Source organism: Pseudomonas sp. TE9122 (assembly GCF_056278925.1).
The window spans coordinates 89109-107345 of the sequence record NZ_JBWBQI010000001.1 but is presented as its reverse complement, the minus strand read 5'-3'; the positions used below and the strand labels follow the sequence as shown (position 1 = coordinate 107345).

Genomic DNA, 18237 nt, shown 5'->3' with positions numbered 1-18237 from the left:
TGACCAATTCCGACGACGGTGGTCGGTTTCTCTGCGAGCTGGTCTCGCGCAGCCAGCCCGCGACACATCACGAGTTTTCGCTGAGCGTACGACGCACCAAAACGGCAAGGAAGCCGCCCGCCCGCAGCACTCCCCCGGGAGTAACGGGGCATTCAATGTAAAGGAAGACAGGCAATGTCACCCAAACCGCCAATCAGAGGCATCACTACCGTCTCGATCCATAATCCGCGACCCGATTATTCGCTAACCCGGCCTGGTTTCCCCCTGTCCTTCGATGGCACGTCGGGGCTCAGGATTCCCACGCGCCCGACGACAACGATCGCAACAGCGATCGATCACGTGCTCAACCACATTATCCCCATGCCTGCGCGGGCGGCGGTCAGAACGGCAGCGGTAGCGCAATCTGTTGCCTTTGTGCACGACCGCCCTTTGAAGGATTACTGGATCACTTCGCTGGTTGTGCTGCCGGCGGCCGATGCCGAAGGCATGTCGACGCTCAATGGACGCCAGTATGTCCAGGTACCGGAGGGTGGCACCGTACAGGTGAGTCTGGACTCGGCCAGCGGTTTCTACCGGGCAAAATTGCCCAGCGAATTGCACGCGTCGGGACCGCTATTGCGCTTCGATACCGACAGCCGTCTCTGGCAGCCCATCGACACCTCGGCGCCCTCCACCTACCCCTTGTCCACTACCCGGCTGGAGGCGTTTCGCACCGATCTGGATTTCAGCACGGTCGAGCCGGACGGCGATGGCCTGTTGCGCTTCAACGGCAAACTCTATGTGCAGATCGAGAGCTACGCCTATCAGGTTCTGCATGATCTCGACGCCTCGACACCGCACAGAGCGGTGATGCGCATCGTTCGTCCTGAAGATCCGATCGCCGCCGATGCGACAAACGTTTACGTCGCATCACGTTTCGGCAGGTCGGAAGCGATTACTTTCAATGCTCAATCCGGCTGGCGCGGGACCGCCTTGACAGGTGTAGCCGGAATGCCGAGAGGCGCAGCGGCGCGACCCTCAGACTTATGGCTGCATCTGGAGGTGACAGTCGCACTCGAGGGTATCAACAAGCGGATCAAGCAGGATCAGGATAAACGTGAACAGCTGATAAACGCCTGGCTGGAGGCGAGTAACGCGCAGGGAGAGCATGCGCAAACCGTTCGACGCGAAACAATGGCGCTGCTTGATCGCGAGGTTCACTGCCACAAAGAACTGAAACACCTTGGAAAGGCGCTGAAATACTACGAGGAGCAAAAATCCTCGATCAAGCGCTTCATGAAGCAGGACGCTTACCTGAACAACATAATCAGGCTGCAAAAAAAACAGATGCTCGCCTATCAGCAACTGATCGAATGCGGCTTGACGCGCCACGCCCTGGAGGGTCCGATGATCGACCTCGACCCGGAGCGGCTTCCGCGAACAGTCAACGTTCTGGGCAGGATGCTGAGTCATCTGAAAGAGCGCCAGCAAATCGCCGACAATCTTGTGAACAAATGGCGGGTCTCTCCAGACGAGTTCAGCGCGGATGTTCTTTCACCAATGGACACCCATAACGTTGTTGCCTCCTGGGTCCTGACCAAAAGTCTGATGCTGGATACCCCACAATCGGCCGGCAACGCCCCTCTGGCATCGGAACTGGCCACCCGCTTTGGTCAGGTGACCTTTGTTTACGGAGCGCTTGGCGCAGTTCCCGAGGTTTCCCACCCTGCCGTATTGAATAACCTGTTCCAGGAATGCACAGCCATCCGCCACTGGTTCGAACGCCTTGATCTGGCACCGGGGGAGCAGCACGCCACTTCACGCAGGGAGATCACTGCGGAAATCGAAATATTCGAGCAGACGCTGGTAGGCCGCTTGAACCAGTTTCTCCATCAGGCTGACCGTCCGGTGCTGACGTTCGACCAGCAGAACATTGATTTCGAGTTCATTCCGGCCCAGGACAGAAGCGGTCTCCAACCGCCGCCCAAGCTCATCTTTCGGGCAAAGAAAAACGGCGTCTACAAGCTCAATGTCGGCGAGTCTCGACGCACCGCGCAAAACGAAGAGGTGATTGAGGTTCGCGACCTCCACAATCCCAGGCAGCCGTCACAGACCTATGACCGAGGACGCGGTGAATGGCGTTCGCCGCGGACAACGCCGCAGAGGAGCTTGCCGTCATTGGTTGCCGAAGCCACTCGGCACCTTGACCGTGTCGACGCGCATGTCCGCGCTGCCCTCCACGAAGAACGGCAAAGAAACCATCCGGACAACATTGTCGAGATGCTCGAAAGCAGCGCCGGGGCAATGGATGACACCGTGTTGCAGTTGCAGCGGGCGGAACCGGCCCATGATGAGACCGCCGCGCTGATTCGGCGCCTGCAGGACGCCAGTGAACGTCTGCGCAATGAGGGCGAAACCATCCGCCTGCGAATCTATAAGGACAAGCATGTTCTGAACGTCGACCGACTGCTGTACCTGATCGACAAGGGCCACGTGAACGCCCGGAAAATCGAGAGCCGATTGAAACGTGGCAAGGGTTCGGACCGGCAATATCTCGACATCTATCTAGTCACCGATGCACATACCCACGATCCCCTCTGGCACGCACATTTTCATTATGCGAGACAGGATTCCCCGGACTTGAATTTCAACGTGCGCGGCGCGCATCTGAAAACCCTTGAACAAAGCAGCAGGGGTATTCAATCGCAGCGCAGGGAAGAACTGGCGCAGCGGCCGCATCAACCTGTCTGGCGCGAATATCTCGATGGACGCACAGCGCAGAAAATCTTCGACCTCGCCGCCGCCTCCGCTCACCCGATGACACAGCCTCAATGACGCCGAACAGGCCGGCAGCTTCCGCTGAAGAAGCTACCGTGCAACGACTACAAGGAATGTAAGACATGCCAAGCAAACCGCCGTCGAAAGTGACGCTTCCCGGTCATTCACATATTCGACCGGACACATCCATGGATACGCCCCCGCCACGCCTCAACCTGACCCCGCGCCCCGGCCTGGATCCGACCACGTTGAGCGGCCCGTCAATCCGCGCGAACAGGCCCACAGACGGTATCGATCCTGATGCAATCGTTCCTGCTCCCAACGTCACAGTGCAGGCGATTGCTTCAATGCATGACGCCTTCGCTCATGTGGGCCACCCGCCTGAGCATTACCGGCTCAGTGCAACGATCGGCTTGCCCGATGCCGACGCTGAAGGCCTGAGAACATTCAAGGGCCGCCATTACGTGGAAATGACCGATGGTGGCTTCGTGCAGGTGGGCAAGGATGCGCAGAGCGGCCTCTGGCGCGCCAGGCTGGCCAGTGAATCGATTCCCTCCGGACCGCTGATGCTGCACGACCCCGAGAGTGGTCGATGGCATGCGCTGGAATTTTCGCAACCAAGCACCTTCGCTTTATCGGGGGCGCGTCTGCAGGCGTTTCGCACGCCGCTCGACTTCAGCACCAGCTCACCCGACAGCGACGGGCTGCACCGCCATGACGGCAAGCTCTATGCAGTGATCGATAATCACGGCTATCAGGTCTTGCACGATCCCGATGCGTCGACGCCTCTGGCCGAAGTGATGCGCATCGTTCGCCCGCAAGATCCTGTCGCCGCCGACATCGACAACATCTACAGCGCTACGCGCCCTGGCAGATCCGAGCCTGTGGTGTTCGATGCCCGTCAGGGCTGGCAAGGCATCTTAGTCGGCGGAGCCGGCGGAATGCAGCGTGGCAGTCCCGACCAACCGGCTTCACCGGGGCTGCGGGAACGGCTCAACACCGCGTTCAACCGACTGCGCACGCCACAATCGCGACTGCGAAAACTTTATCCCTCTCTGGACAGCGAGCAGATCCGCACGCTGCTGAGCCCCCACAGCGACGATGTACAAGGCTTCTTGACCCGCGTCGAGACTGAATACAAGACCTTGAAGCTGGAACTCGCGACGTGGCTGAAGACCAGTGCGCTGGCCGGCGGGGCGACCCATCCCTCGGTGGAGCGCGCCGCGCAAGAGATCAAGCGTTGCTGGAAACGGCAGACGGGAACAACGCTGCAGCTGGATCTTGGCGGCGCTGGCATCGCTGCGCTCTCGGCAGATTTCAGCCATGTACGCACGCTGCACTTGCAGGCGGTGGCATGGTCGGCGGGCTCCGAAACTTTTCTCAAGCGGTTCACAGCCCTTGAGCGCTTGAAAATCAACGCTTCGGCGCTCGATACACCGCCGGCGAACCTCACGCAGATGCCCGGCCTGAAGGAACTGGACCTGCGAGCGAACCGCATTGAACTGAGCGAGCAAACCGCCGGCGAGCTGGCTTCGCTCAGCCAACTGGAAAGCCTTGATCTGTCGGACAACCCGCTGGGCAAGACCCTGGACTTCAGCGGCATGCTCCAGCTCAAGACCGTGAGTCTGCGCAACACCGGGCTGGATGAATGGCCAACCGGGCTGCGAGATCAGCTAGCGATAGAGTCAATCGATCTGCGCAACAACCGATTGCGCGAAATTCCGCAGGCGATCATCAATCCGGCGAGTGATCAGTTGCTCGCCATCGCCAACATCAACCGCGTCACCCTGATCGAAGGCAATCCCTTCGCCAGCGGTTATTGGCGGCGGCTGGAAGTCTATTGGCAGCGGGTTACGGCGCAATACCCGGCACTGATTACCAGCGCACGCACGGCTGCATTCCGGATTGATGGCGACATTCCAGAAGTCGCCATGCTGCTGCGGATGCATCCAGAGAGAACCCCGCAAACTGCCCGGGAATACCTGATCGGTCTGGGGGATGATGCAGAAGCCACGATCAGCCGGCGTTTCGAGGAGTTCAAGGTGCTCGACGCACAGCTGCAGGCTTACGTCGCCGACAGCACGTCGGCAGCATCCAGCGCCGCCGGCCAGGAAAAGCTTCGGGCAGAATACATTGCCCGGACTATCAAGGACTGCTGGCTCCAGGAATCGACGTCGCTCATGCTGCCAGCAGTGAACGGACCGCTACCGTCACTGACGGCCGACTTCAGTCGGTTGAAAATGCTCATCCTCAATAACGTCGTCTGGTCCGACACTGCCGACACGTTCCTGTCGCGGTTGCCTGATCTGGACATTCTGACGATCACCCGCTCCGGCCTGAAAAAATTGCCCGCAGCCATCAGCGGGATGAGCCGGCTCGCCCACCTCAATCTGACTGAAAACCAGATAAAACTCGATGAGCACAGCGCTGGTGCATTGAGTGCATTGCATCAGCTGGTTACCGTCAAGCTCTCTGACAACCCACTGCAGATACCGCCCGATTTCAGCGCGATGTCCGGACTGCAGACACTGGAGCTGAGGAACACCGGAATCAGCGAGTGGCCCCTCGGGCTGGCTGACAAGACCACCTTGACCGGCGTCGACCTCAGCAACAATAAACTGCGCATCGTCCCCGACGCGCATATCAACCCGCCTGCCGATCAATTGGCCGTGGTCGCGCGGATCAACAACCGCACGCTGATTGAGGGCAACGACTTCCCTTCGCCTTACTGGAGAAAGTTCGATGGCTACTGGCGAAGACTCAATGAACTGCATCCCGAGTTGATGACTCCAGCCCACCCCGCCGTATTCGATACTGAGAACTCGCGAGCGCAACGCTACCGAAGACTGTTTCCGGGCAAAAGCATCAAGGCCTGCCGGGATTTTATCTGGAGCCATGACAAGGGCACTGTCGCGACCAGGCTGTTGGCGCTCGAGCAGGATTTCGCCGTGCTGAAAAACCAGTTGGATGACTGGGTTTTTTCCGGAGGCAGCAATCGTCTGCGCTATATCCGCGTCAATCAATTGCACGCCAACACTCAAACCCGCAATGAGCGCATCGAGGCACGTGACCGGATCATCAGTTGCTGGCGACGTGAAACGCCCGAGCAACACGCCTTCGACGGCACGCCGATAGGTCTTGAACTGGATTTGAGCGGTTTGACACTGCCAACCCTGCCGGATCTGAGCAGCGACTTCAGCCATGTCGGCTCACTCAAACTCAACAACATGAATCTCACCGAATCCCCGGAAGGTTTCCTGACCCGCTTCCGGCATTTGCGCTGGCTGAACATGGCGAACAATCGACTCAGGGATCTCCCTCCGGCCATCGGCGAGATGCACGGGATGACGCGGTTGTTCCTGCAGGGCAATCAACTGGAACTCACCGCCGAGACCGCGCAGATACTGGCCGGGAGAACCACTCTGAGGGCCTTGTGGATTCACGACAACCCGCACTTGAGCGTGAGCCCGGATTTCAGTGCGATCACTGACATGCGCGAGGTCGACATGTCCAATACGGGCATCGAAAGCTGGCCAACCGGACTGTTCGATCAGCCCCTGCTGGGCAAGGTCCATCTGAACGACAACCGGATCACGAGTCTGCCCGACTTTGTCGTCGCACCTGCAGCGGATCGCCTGACGCACTCGATTCAGGTCAACAGTGGCACTCAGATAAGCGGTAATCCCCTGAGCGCATACACACGAGAACGCCTGGCCGGCTACGGTGAATGGCTGAACCGCTCCGCAGCATCGCTCTACAATCCATTGAACCTGCTGACGACTTCTGTTTCGGCAGCCCACCCGCAAGCAGTGGCAACGAACTCTGTTTCGGTCTATCCGCAGTTGACCGTCGGCATGACGGCAGACGAGGCGATGATTCGCGCCGAGCAATTGAACAGGCTCAAAGCACAGGTGGGCTCAGATGGCTTTTTCAACATCATTTCCAAGCTCGCCCACCATGCCGATTTCCGCCGACAGATCTGGGACGTGGTCGATGCGATCAGCGAGAACAGCGTGCAGACACGTGCGCTGCGCAGAGACGTTTTTGATCGCGCCTGCGAGGCTGGCTGCACTGACCTTGCCGCTGCCACGTTTACAGACATGCAAGTACTGACCATGACGCACAAGGCGCGAATGCAGGCGAGGCAAGACGGCGATGGTGCTCGATTGGTGGACCTTTCCAGAAGCCTGTTCAGACTCAGACAGGTCGATGATCTGGCCGCAGCCGAAATCGCTGCGAGCAGGGCAATCGTCGACGATCCGCAAACTTCAGCGAGGGAGCGCAATATCCATCAGCTGCGCTTGCGCGACCCGCACGAGATGACGATGGCCTACCGCTTTGGGCTCAAGGATCGGCTGCAGTTACCGTTTCAGCCGCAGACGCTGTCCTTTATCGGCATGGCCGGCGTCACATCGCCGATGCTGGAAGTGGCCTACCGAAAGGTCATCGCCTTGAACGACTCCCCCGATGAATTTCAGGCTCTGGTATCGATGGATTTCTGGCAGGACTTCATCACGCACAAATACTCGTCCCGGTTCGACGCCGCACGTCAGCCCTATCAACAGAAACAGGCCGCACTGGACGCGCAGTCTGCGACAAATGCCCTGACCGAAACCGAATATCAGGCGCAAACCAATGACGTCACAGCACAGCTGGCCATCAGCGAAGCGACGCTGATCCAGGCACTGACCCGCGAGGAAATTCGCCCCGGTGACGGAGTCGAAACAACTGCAAGCAGCGAGACGGCAGCTTCGGCCGATTGAAACCGACCACGACAGCAGGCCGGATGATCCGGTCTGCTGTTACTCGTCGTCGTCGAAGTTGTAACTGCCCGGCGCGAGGTTTTCGAAGCGCGTGTACTTGCCGATGAACGCCAGCCGAATAAACCCGATCGGGCCGTTACGCTGTTTGCCGATGATGATTTCGGCAATGCCCTTGTGCTCGGTTTCCGGGTGATACACCTCGTCGCGATAAACGAACATGATCACGTCGGCGTCCTGCTCGATCGCTCCGGATTCGCGCAAGTCGGAGTTGACCGGGCGTTTGTTCGGGCGCTGTTCGAGGGAACGATTGAGCTGCGACAGGGCGACTACCGGGCAGTTGAATTCCTTGGCCAGCGCTTTCAGCGATCGCGAGATCTCGGAAATCTCGTTGGTGCGGTTGTCACCGCTGGAACCGGGGATCTGCATCAGTTGCAGGTAGTCGATCATGATCAGACCGACATCGCCGTGCTCACGCACCAGACGCCGGGTCCGCGCGCGCATTTCCGAAGGGCTGATACCGGCGGTGTCATCGATGAACAGTTTGCGATCATTGAGCAGGTTGACCGCTGACGTCAGGCGCGGCCAGTCGTCATCTTCGAGCTGGCCGGAACGCACCTTGGTCTGGTCGATTCGGCCGAGCGAAGACAGCATACGCATGATCAGCGATTCGCCTGGCATCTCGAGGGAGTAAACCAGGACAGCCTTCTCGCTGCGCAACACGGCGTTTTCCACCAGGTTCATCGCGAAGGTGGTTTTACCCATCGACGGACGGCCGGCGACGATAATCAGGTCGGACGGCTGCAAGCCGCTGGTCTTTTCATCGAGGTCGGTGTAACCCGTAGACAGGCCGGTGATGGCGTCGGCGGTGTTGAACAGGGTATCGATCCGGTCGATAGCCTTGGTCAGCAGCTCATTGACGCCGACCGGGCCGCCGGTCTTCGGCCGCGCTTCGGCGATCTGGAAGATCTGCCGTTCGGCTTCATCGAGGATCTCTTCGGCGGTGCGGCCTTCGGGGTTGAAGGCGCTGTCGGCGATCTCGGTACTGATGCCGATCAGTTGGCGCAACGTCGCACGCTGACGGACGATCTGCGCATAGGCCTTGATGTTGGCGACGGACGGGGTGTTTTTCGCCAGTTCGCCAAGATAGCCGAGGCCACCGACTTGCGACGTCTGACCTTCCTTGTCCAGCTGTTCGGCAAGGGTCACGACATCGATCGGCGAGTTCTGATCAGCCAGTTTGGCGATCGCTCGGAAGATCAGACGGTGGTCATGTCGATAGAAATCGCCATCGGAGACTTGATCGAGCACGCGTTCCCAGGCGTTGTTGTCCAGCATCAGACCACCGAGTACGGCCTGTTCGGCCTCGATGGAATGCGGCGGCACCTTCAGGGCAGCGGTTTGCAGATCGTATTGCTCGGGAGCGGAGATATCGTTCATGGCCACTTGAGTATTAGTGAAAAGCAGGGAATTCAGAAAGACAAAGGGCACGACCTGTAAACAGGATCGTGCCCGATGTTAACCGTCTGACGGACAAGCCGCCAGCCGATCGATGTTGCTTAAGCTGCTACCACGACAACGCGTACGGTGGCTTCAACTTCGGCGTGCAGGTGCACGGCCACGTCGAATTCACCCACGTTGCGGATGGTGCCGTTCGGCAGACGAACTTCGCTCTTCTGCACTTCAACGCCGGAAGCGGTCAGTGCGTCAGCGATGTCGTGAGTACCGATCGAACCGAACAGCTTGCCTTCGTCGCCAGCGGTGGCAGTGATGGTCACTTCCAGCTCGGCCAGTTGGGCAGCACGGCTTTCAGCCGATGCCTTACGGTCTGCGGCGGCTTTTTCCAGCTCGGCGCGACGCTCTTCGAACGCAGCCAGGTTGGCAGCGGTCGCAGCGGTAGCCTTGCCGAAAGGCAGCAGGTAGTTACGGCCGTAACCGGCCTTAACGTTTACTTTGTCGCCCAGGTTGCCCAGGTTGGCGATTTTTTCCAGAAGGATCAGTTGCATGTGAAAATCCTCTAACTTTTAACCTTCACCGTTCGCGCTGTCGGTGTCTTTCGACACGTGACGACCGCGAAAATCAATCAGGCTGTCGACAATGGCCAGAACCACGAGCAACGGATAGATCAGCTGCATGAACAACAGCAGCGTGACGTACAACCCCACCAGCCAGAAACCGGCCAGTCGCTTCTGCCCGACCAGCCCGTGAATCAGGGCTAGCCCGGCGAACACCAGCGGTACACTGCACAACGGCGTCAACATGGCCATCTGTGCACCGAGATTCGGGCCCAGAAGCATCAACGCCAGCAGTAACATCGCCGGCCCCAGCGGGATGCGGATGGCGCGAAACTCGCGACCGAAACCACCCGGGTTGTACAACAACGCCTGCCAATGCCGCCCGACAATCAGGCTCAGCACGCTGACGATCTGCAACAAGGCCGCAATCAGTCCGGTCAGGACCGGTGCAATCAGGGACGCGAAACGCGCTTGCTCATCGACCGACAATTGCTTGTAGGTCTCACCAAGAAGCGCCGGCATGACCTTTATGAGGGCCTGCGCGAGCATCTCGATCTGGGCCGCAAACGCGACCCCGAGCACCACTGAAAACACCACTCCGATCACTACGCTGACCAGCAGCGTGCGGACCCAGGATTCGCTTGCGCGCAAAACCAACGCAAGCCCCGAAGACCCCAGCAGCACCAGAAGTGCCCGTGGGTCGTCGGCATACAGCCACCAGATCAAGGCCGGCAGCAGTCCCAGTGACAGAACGCCAAGGGCGTCCGTCAATCCGCGCCGCAGCAGCACAAGGCTCCCGGCGGCAGCACCCAACCAATACAACAACGGCAATGTTGCACATCCGGCCACCACGAGAGTGGCCTGCATTCGGCCTCGCATGATGAACTCAGCTAAGGCGCGCATGCATTCAATCCTTTGCTACTTGTCGACTGCCCGGTCTCAGCGGCCGTGGCTGTCGGTGTAGGCCAGCAGGGCCAGGAAGCGGGCGCGCTTGATAGCGGTGGCCAGCTGACGCTGATAACGAGCTTTGGTACCGGTGATGCGGCTTGGAACGATTTTGCCGGTCTCGGATACGTAGGCTTTCAGAGTGTTGAGATCTTTGTAGTCGATCTCTTTCACGTCTTCAGCGGTGAAGCGGCAGAATTTACGACGACGGAAGAAACGTGCCATTTGATAGGCTCCTTAATAAGGTCCGTGGATTACTCGTCAGCGTTATCGCTGTTGTCGCTGTCATCACTGTCGGTGCCTTCGGCGCCTTCGTGCTCAGGACGGTCGCGACGCTCACGGCGCTCACTGCGGTTTTCTTCAGCCTTGAGCATCTCGGACTGGCCGGTAACGGCTTCGTCGCGACGGATGACCAGGTTACGGATCACTGCATCGTTGTAGCGGAAGTTGTCTTCCAGCTCGGCCAGGGCCTTGCCAGTGCACTCAACGTTCAGCATCACGTAGTGAGCCTTGTGAACATTGTTGATTGCGTAGGCCAGTTGACGACGGCCCCAGTCTTCCAGACGGTGGATTTTGCCGCCGTCTTCTTCGATCAGCTTGGTGTAACGCTCAACCATGCCGCCGACTTGCTCGCTCTGATCCGGGTGGACCAGAAAGATGATTTCGTAATGACGCATGAATGCTCCTTACGGGTTGTAGCCTGCCGCTCAAAAACGGTCAGACAAGGAGTGAATGACACTTATGGACTTGCTGGCGCGGGGCACATGCGTGCCTGCCGTCACAGCAAGGGGCGCAATTGTAGAGAAGGGACTGCGGGCGCGCAAGGCAATTGGTGAATATTTGAACAACCACCGATCTTCCAGACACCGTAAACGAATGTGGGAGCGAGCCTGCTCGCGAATGCGGCCTGCCAGGCAACAATGACGTCGACTGACACTCCCTCTTCGCGAGCAGGCTCGCTCCCACAGTTGATTGCGTGAAGCTTATTTCTTCGCGGCAGCCTTGGCCTTCGCACCGCGCTGGCGCTGGGCTTCGAACAGGCACACGCCGGTGGCGACCGAGACGTTGAGGCTGCTGACGCTGCCGGCCATCGGCAGGTTCACCAGATAGTCGCAATGCTCGCGGGTCAGGCGACGCATGCCTTTGCCTTCGGCGCCCATGATCAGAATGGTCGGGCCGGTCAGGTCCTGGTCATAAATGCTGACCTCGGCTTCACCAGCGGTGCCGACTACCCACAAACCGCGCTGCTGAAGTTTTTCCAACGTGCGCGCCAGGTTGGTCACGGCCACCAGCGGGATCACTTCCGCCGCGCCGCAGGCGACTTTACGCACCACCGGGGTCAGCGTGGCCGACTTGTCTTTCGGCACGATCACCGCCAGCGCACCGGCCGCATCGGCCGAACGCAGGCAGGCGCCGAGGTTGTGCGGATCGGTCACGCCGTCGAGCACCAGCAACAGCGGCGCGCCTTCGGTGCGATCGAGCAACTCGTCGAGCATCGCCTCGCCCCAGACCTGACTCGGGCTGACTTCAGCGACAACGCCCTGATGCACGCCTTCAACCCAGGCGTCCATTTCGCGACGCTCGGCCTGGCCGACCTGAACACGGTTTTCGTTGGCCAGCTCGACCAGCGTCTGCACGCGCGGATCGTTGCGGCTTTCCGCCAGCCAGATCTGCTTGACGCGCTTGGGGTGGTGACGCAGCAACGCTTCTACCGCGTGAACGCCGTAGATTTTTTCCAACTGACTCATGACTTCGCCTTCGGTTTACGCGCCCCGCCACTTTTGGCTGGAGCGGAACCCGCTTTTGGCGGGCCCTTACGGTGTTTGCTCGGCTTGGCTGGCTTGCCGTCGGTCGCCCTGTCAGGCGCCGACCGTCCGGTCTTTCCCCCGGACGCCGCTTTACCACCGTTTTTCGCATCGGCCAGCAAGGCCTTCTTCAATTCACGGCTTTTGCGCAGCTCGGCGTTTTTCGCCACGGCGTCGCTCGGGCGATAGGCTTCGGCAACCTTTTCCTTGGCCGGACGACGGCTGGCGGTTTTCGCTGGAGCCTTTTCTTCCGCAGCCTTGACAGCAGGCGCAGCGGTTTCGGCGCCACGTTTCTTGCGACCGATCGGCGCGCTGATGGTTTTCTCGGCCATCTCGAAGTCGATCTTGCGCTCATCGAGGTCGACGCGCATGACGCGTACTTCAACGGTGTCGCCAAGACGGAAACTGCGACCGGTGCGCTCGCCCGCCAAGCGGTGATGCACAGGATCGAAGTGGTAGTAATCGCCCGGCAGCGCGGTGACATGCACCAGGCCTTCGACGTAGATATCGGTCAGTTCGACGAACAGACCAAAACCGGTCACAGCGGTGATTACGCCCGGGAACGATTCGCCGACGCGATCCTTCATGAACTCGCACTTGAGCCAGTTCACCACGTCACGGGTCGCTTCGTCGGCACGACGCTCGCTCATCGAGCACTGCTCGCCAAGCTGCTCCAGCGCCGCCTCGTCGTACGGATAGATGCGCGCCTTCGGAATGGTCATCGCACCGGCACGACGAACGTGCGGGGTGTCCTGTTTCGAATGGATCACGCTGCGGATCGCGCGGTGCGTGAGCAGGTCCGGGTAACGACGGATCGGCGAGGTGAAGTGGGTATAGGCTTCGTAATTCAGGCCGAAGTGGCCGTCGTTTTCAGCGCTGTACACCGCCTGACTCAACGAACGCAGCATCACAGTCTGGATCAGGTGGAAATCCGGACGATCCTTGATGCTCGCGAGCAAAGCCTGATAATCCTTCGGCGACGGACCGTCCTTGCCCTTGTGCAGGGACAGGCCGAGCTCACCAAGGAATGCGCGCAGCTTTTCCAGACGCTCTGGCGGCGGACCGGCGTGAACGCGATACAGCGCAGGGATTTCGTGCTTCTTGAGGAATTCGGCAGTGGCCACGTTGGCGGCCAGCATGCACTCCTCGATCAGCTTGTGCGCATCGTTGCGCACGGTCGGACGGATTTCCGCGATCTTGCGCTCGGAGCCGAAGATGATCCGGGTTTCCTGGGTTTCGAAATCGATCGCGCCACGCACATGACGGGCGGCCAGCAATACCTTGTACAACGCGTAGAGCTGCTTGAGGTGCGGGACGACGTCGGTGTACTCGCCACGCAATTTGCGCGCTTCGGTAGCCTTCGGCGTTTCCAGCATCGCGCTGACCTTGTTGTAGGTCAGACGGGCGTGGGAATGGATCACCGCCTCATAGAAGCAGTAGTCGGTCATTTCGCCGGACTTGGAGATGGTCATCTCGCAAACCATGGCCAGACGATCGACTTGCGGGTTCAGCGAGCACAGGCCGTTGGACAGTTGCTCCGGCAGCATCGGAATCACGCGCTCGGGGAAGTACACCGAGTTGCCGCGAACCTGAGCTTCGTTGTCCAGCGCCGAGCCGATCTTCACGTAACTGGAAACGTCGGCAATCGCCACGTACAACTTCCAGCCACCGGAGAACAGACGCAGCTTGCCCGGTTTGGCTTCGCAGTAGACCGCATCGTCGAAGTCGCGGGCATCTTCGCCGTCGATGGTGACGAACGGCAGATGACGCAGGTCGATGCGCTTCTCTTTGTCTTTTTCTTCAACTTCCGGCTTGAGCTTGGCGGCTTCTTTCACAACCGCTTCAGGCCAGACGTGCGGGATATCGTAGGTGCGCAGGGCAACATCGATTTCCATGCCCGGCGCCATGTAGTTGCCGACCACTTCGACCACATCGCCTTGCGGCTGGAAACGCGGCGTTGGCCAGTGGGTGATTTTCACCTCGACGAATTGACCGATCTGCGCATTGGCGTTGCGGCCCGGCGTCACCAGCACTTCCTGCTGGATCTTCGGATTGTCGGCAACGACGAAACCGATGCCGCCTTCTTCGAAGTAGCGGCCGACGATGGTTTCGTGAGCGCGGGAAACTACTTCGACGATCACGCCTTCACGGCGACCACGACGGTCGAGCCCGGAAACCCTGGCCAGCGCGCGGTCACCGTCGAACACCAGACGCATTTGCGCCGGGCTCATGAACAGGTCGTCGCTGCCGTCGTCCGGCACCAGGAAGCCGAAACCGTCACGGTGACCGCTGATGCGGCCGAGGATCAGGTCGAGCTTGTCCACCGGCGCGTAAGTGCCACGGCGGGTGTAGATCAGTTGAGCGTCGCGCTCCATGGCGCGCAAGCGGCGGCGCAGGGCCTCGATCTGGTCTTCGGTGGTCAGACCAAACTCTTCGACCAGTTGCTCGCGGGCAGCAGGCGAACCCCGATCGGCGAGGTGCGCCAGGATCAGTTCGCGGCTGGGAATAGGGTTTTCGTATTTTTCCGCTTCACGAGCGGCCTCGGGATCGAGGGACTGCCAATCGGCCATTAGAGAGTTTTCACCTTGTCTATATGCGGGTTAGTTTGGCATAGGCGCCGTGAAACGGGAAATTTCCGCTTCTATAAGGCTTTGCATGGCCCTGTATCGACGCTCTGATAGGGTTTTGAACGCCGCTGGTAAAAAAATTCAGTTTTTTCTGCAGCAGGGGTTTACAGTTAAAAAGGCGCTCCGTATAGTGCGCGCCATCGACGACGCACAAGCGCTTTCGATGATGCCCAGGTGGTGAAATTGGTAGACACGCCAGCTTCAGGTGCTGGTGACCTTACGGTCGTGGAAGTTCGAGTCTTCTCCTGGGCACCAATTTCGAGTTTGAGACTAGATCAGTTTCAAGACTCACACAAAACCCGCGAAAGCGGGTTTTTTGCATTTGCGGGAAAGCTTTTGTTCACACTGATTTATTAAAACCAAATCAGGGGTTTACAGATCAAAAAGGCCTCCGTATAGTGCGCCACATCAACAGCGGCAACGCTTGCGATGATTGCCCAGATGGTGAAATTGGTAGACACGCCAGCTTCAGGTGCTGGTGACCTTACGGTCGTGGAAGTTCGAGTCTTCTTCTGGGCACCAATTCAAATTCAAGGTTCACGCCTTGGATTTCACAAAAACCCGCGAAAGCGGGTTTTTGCGTTTCTGGCTTCCTGAATTTCGCCATCCCTACAGGATCGCCAGTCGCCCCACAAGGCGCACTTGAGAAACAATATCGTTTATCATTGTTGCAAGTTTTTGCAATGCGACAGTGAGGAACCCTGCGAATGACGTTTCGAAATACCCTGCGCCGAGGCCTGACCTTCACCCTCCTCGGCCTGGCACTCGCCACTCCCCTCACCCAGGCTGCCGATGCGGTTTCCCTGACTCTCTACAACGGCCAGCACAAGGAAGTCGGCGACGCGATTGCCAAGGCTTTCGAAGCCAAGACCGGCATCCACGTCAACGTGCGCAAAGGCAGCAGCAACCAGCTCGCCAGCCAGATCATCGAAGAAGGCGACCGCTCCCCCGCCGATGTGATCTACACCGAAGAGTCGCCGCCGCTGAATAACCTCGGCGAACAGGGTCTGCTGGCCAAGGCCGATGACGCCACGCTGGCAGTTCTGCCGGAAAAATACGTCGCCGCCAATGGCACCTGGATCGGCGTTACCGCCCGCGTACGCGTGGTCGCGTTCAATCCGAAACTGATCGATGAAAAAGACCTGCCGAAATCGGTGATGGAATTCTCCGAGCCGCAGTGGCAGGGCAAGGTCGGCTTCGTTCCGACCAGCGGCGCCTTCCAGGAGCAGGCCGTAGCGATCATCAAGCTGCACGGTCGTGACGCCGCCGAAGAATGGCTGACCGGCCTGCGCGCGTTCGGCAAGACCTACAGCAACAACATGGTCGCACTCAAAGCTGTGGAAAACGGCGAAGTCGCTACCGTACTGGTGAACAACTACTACTGGTTCGCCCTGCAACGCGAGAAGGGCAAGCTCGATTCCAAATTGCATTACTTCACCGGCGGCGACGCTGGCGGCTTGATCACCGTGTCCAGCGCTGCCGTACTGAAATCCAGCAAACATCCAAAAGAAGCCCAGCAATTCCTCGCCTTCATGGCCAGCGAAGAAGGTCAGCGCGTGATCACCCAGACCACCGCTGAATATCCGCTGCACAAAGGCATGGAATCGGATCGCGGTCTCAAGCCGTTCAGCGAACTGGAAGCGCCAAACGTCACCCCGGCGGATCTGGGCAACGCTGAAGAAGCGCTGGAACTGGAACGCGAAGTTGGCCTGAACTGATGGCAGCATCGTTATCGGCCCCCGCCGCGCGCGGGGGTTATGTGCCAAGGCGCAAGCGGCCGTCGATCTGGCTGGTGCTGCCGGTATTGCTACTGGTGGTACTGAGCCTGTTGCCACTGGCCTACGTCGGGGTGAAAGCCTGGCAGGCCGGCTGGGCCGAGGCGCTGCATTTGCTGTGGCGCCCGTACGTGTTTGGCCTGTTGCGCAACACCTTGGCACTGATGGTCGGCGTGACGATCACCTGCGCCGTGATCGGCCTGTCGCTGGCATGGCTACTGGAACGCAGCAATCTGCCGGGTCGACGCCTGTGGGGCGTGATCCTGTGCCTGCCGTTTGCGGTGCCGGCGTTTGTCAGCAGCTTCACCTGGGTGTCGCTGAGTGCGCAGTTCGAAGGCCTCGGCGGAGCGATTCTGGTGATGAGCCTGTCGAAGTATCCGCTGATCTTCCTGCCAGTCGCGGCGACCCTGCGCAATCTCGATCCCTCTCTCGAAGAATCCGCCCGCACGCTGGGACAGAATCGCTGGGGCGTGTTTTTCCGCGTCACCCTGCCGCTGTTGTGGCCATCGCTGTTGGCCGGCTCGCTGCTGATTGCCCTGCACATGCTGGTGGAATTCGGCGCGCTATCGATCATCGGCCTGCAGACCTTTACCACGGCGATCTACCAGCAATTCGAACTGGAATTCAGTAACGCCAACGCAGCGATGCTTTCGGCGGTGTTGCTGGCGCTGTGCCTGCTGCTGTTGTGGCTGGAATTGCGGGTGCGCGGCAAGGGCCGGCATGTGCGCACCGGCCAGGGCGCTGCACGACAGGCTGAACAGGTAAAGCTTGGACCGTGGGCGGCGGCAGGTCAGTTGTATTGCCTGTTGCTGGCGATTATCGGCAGCGGCGTTCCGCTGGGCATGTTGGCCTACTGGCTGGCGGTCGGTTCGTCGGCGGCGTTCCCGGTAGCAGCGATCACTGAGGCGCTGCTCTCATCGCTGGCATTGTCGTTGGGCGGCGCGGCGTTGTGCCTGGCGCTGGCAGTGCCGGTCGGGCTGCTGGTGGTGCGCTATAAAGGCCAATTGGCAATCTGGGCCGAACGCCTGCCTTATCTGCTGCACGCGCTGCCGGGCCTGGTGATTGCGTTGACGCTGGTGTATTTCGCCCTGCATTACGTGCCGGCGCTGTATCAGACGTCGGGCTTGCTGCTGATCGCCTATGCGCTGCTGTTTCTGCCACTGGCGCAGGCGCCGATTCGTACGGCACTGAACAAGGCTGCGCCACAGCTTGAAGAAGCGGCGCGGACCTTGGGCGCATCGTCGTTCACGGCGTTTTGCCGGGTGACATTACCGATCATTTTCCCGGCACTGGGCGCGGCGTTTGCGCTGGTATTTCTTGATGCGATGAAGGAATTGACGGCAACGTTGCTGCTCAGCCCAACCGGACTCAATACATTGGCGACCGAAGTCTGGGCGCATACGGCGAATGTCGAGTTTGCGGCGGCGGCGCCTTATGCGGCGTTGTTGATTGTGGTCTCGGGGCTGCCGGTTTATCTGCTGACGACGCGGATGTATCTGAGCCGCTGATACCGCTTTCGCGAGCAGGCTCGCTCCCACAATGGATTGAGTTTC

Annotated in this window: 11 protein-coding genes and 2 tRNA genes; 6 read left to right on the top strand and 7 right to left on the bottom strand. The window is 59.6% G+C overall.

The features are described from left to right. Positions 1-174: 174 nt before the first annotated feature. Both ACZ9BE_RS00430 and ACZ9BE_RS00425 read left to right on the top strand, forming a co-directional pair. Positions 175-2814: a hypothetical protein gene (locus ACZ9BE_RS00430; RefSeq protein ID WP_476248793.1), complete on the top strand. Its 2640-nt coding sequence runs from the start codon at positions 175-177 to the stop codon at positions 2812-2814. 65 nt (positions 2815-2879) lie between these two features. Beyond that, positions 2880-7520 carry an NEL-type E3 ubiquitin ligase domain-containing protein gene (locus tag ACZ9BE_RS00425; protein WP_476248792.1) on the top strand — a complete coding sequence of 1547 codons (4641 nt, stop codon included), beginning with the start codon at positions 2880-2882 and terminating at the stop codon, positions 7518-7520. 39 nt (positions 7521-7559) lie between these two features. Here the strand turns inward: ACZ9BE_RS00425 and dnaB are convergent, their stop codons facing one another. The 7 genes from dnaB to rnr all read right to left on the bottom strand — a co-directional run bounded on the left by dnaB (position 7560) and on the right by rnr (position 14852). Then, a complete protein-coding gene (gene dnaB, locus ACZ9BE_RS00420; protein ID WP_016771936.1) occupies positions 7560-8957 on the bottom strand; it encodes a replicative DNA helicase in 1398 nt (465 codons plus the stop codon). Between the two features lie 119 nt (positions 8958-9076). Next, on the bottom strand, positions 9077-9523 hold the full coding sequence (gene rplI / locus ACZ9BE_RS00415) for a 50S ribosomal protein L9 (RefSeq protein WP_003221136.1): 447 nt from the start codon (positions 9521-9523) through the stop codon (positions 9077-9079). Between the two features lie 18 nt (positions 9524-9541). After that, complete coding sequence (locus tag ACZ9BE_RS00410) at positions 9542-10435, bottom strand: hypothetical protein (RefSeq protein WP_016771937.1); 894 nt, start codon at positions 10433-10435, stop codon at positions 9542-9544. Positions 10436-10471: 36 nt separating this feature from the next. Next, positions 10472-10702, bottom strand: coding sequence for a 30S ribosomal protein S18 (gene rpsR, locus ACZ9BE_RS00405; RefSeq protein WP_002551829.1), 231 nt, complete (start codon positions 10700-10702; stop codon positions 10472-10474). 29 nt (positions 10703-10731) lie between these two features. Beyond that, positions 10732-11154, bottom strand: coding sequence for a 30S ribosomal protein S6 (gene rpsF / locus ACZ9BE_RS00400; protein ID WP_016771938.1), 423 nt, complete (start codon positions 11152-11154; stop codon positions 10732-10734). Between the two features lie 306 nt (positions 11155-11460). Further along, on the bottom strand, positions 11461-12225 hold the full coding sequence (rlmB, locus tag ACZ9BE_RS00395; protein WP_024011372.1) for a 23S rRNA (guanosine(2251)-2'-O)-methyltransferase RlmB: 765 nt from the start codon (positions 12223-12225) through the stop codon (positions 11461-11463). Continuing rightward, complete coding sequence (gene rnr / locus ACZ9BE_RS00390; RefSeq protein ID WP_236168131.1) at positions 12222-14852, bottom strand: ribonuclease R; 2631 nt, start codon at positions 14850-14852, stop codon at positions 12222-12224. Before rnr ends, rlmB begins: the two co-directional genes overlap by 4 nt. Positions 14853-15077: 225 nt before the next feature. On the opposite strand from rnr, the gene ACZ9BE_RS00385 reads away from it, so the two are divergent. From ACZ9BE_RS00385 to ACZ9BE_RS00370, 4 genes are all read left to right on the top strand, one after another. Further along, positions 15078-15164 (top strand) — tRNA-Leu (locus ACZ9BE_RS00385). Positions 15165-15344: 180 nt separating this feature from the next. After that, positions 15345-15431: transfer RNA gene (locus tag ACZ9BE_RS00380), tRNA-Leu, on the top strand. Between the two features lie 185 nt (positions 15432-15616). Beyond that, entirely contained in the window at positions 15617-16627 is a 1011-nt protein-coding gene (locus ACZ9BE_RS00375) for an extracellular solute-binding protein (RefSeq protein WP_016771941.1), read from the top strand. Next, entirely contained in the window at positions 16627-18192 is a 1566-nt protein-coding gene (locus tag ACZ9BE_RS00370; protein WP_476248791.1) for an ABC transporter permease, read from the top strand. The genes ACZ9BE_RS00375 and ACZ9BE_RS00370 overlap by 1 nt, the downstream gene beginning before the upstream one ends. Positions 18193-18237 lie beyond the last annotated feature (45 nt).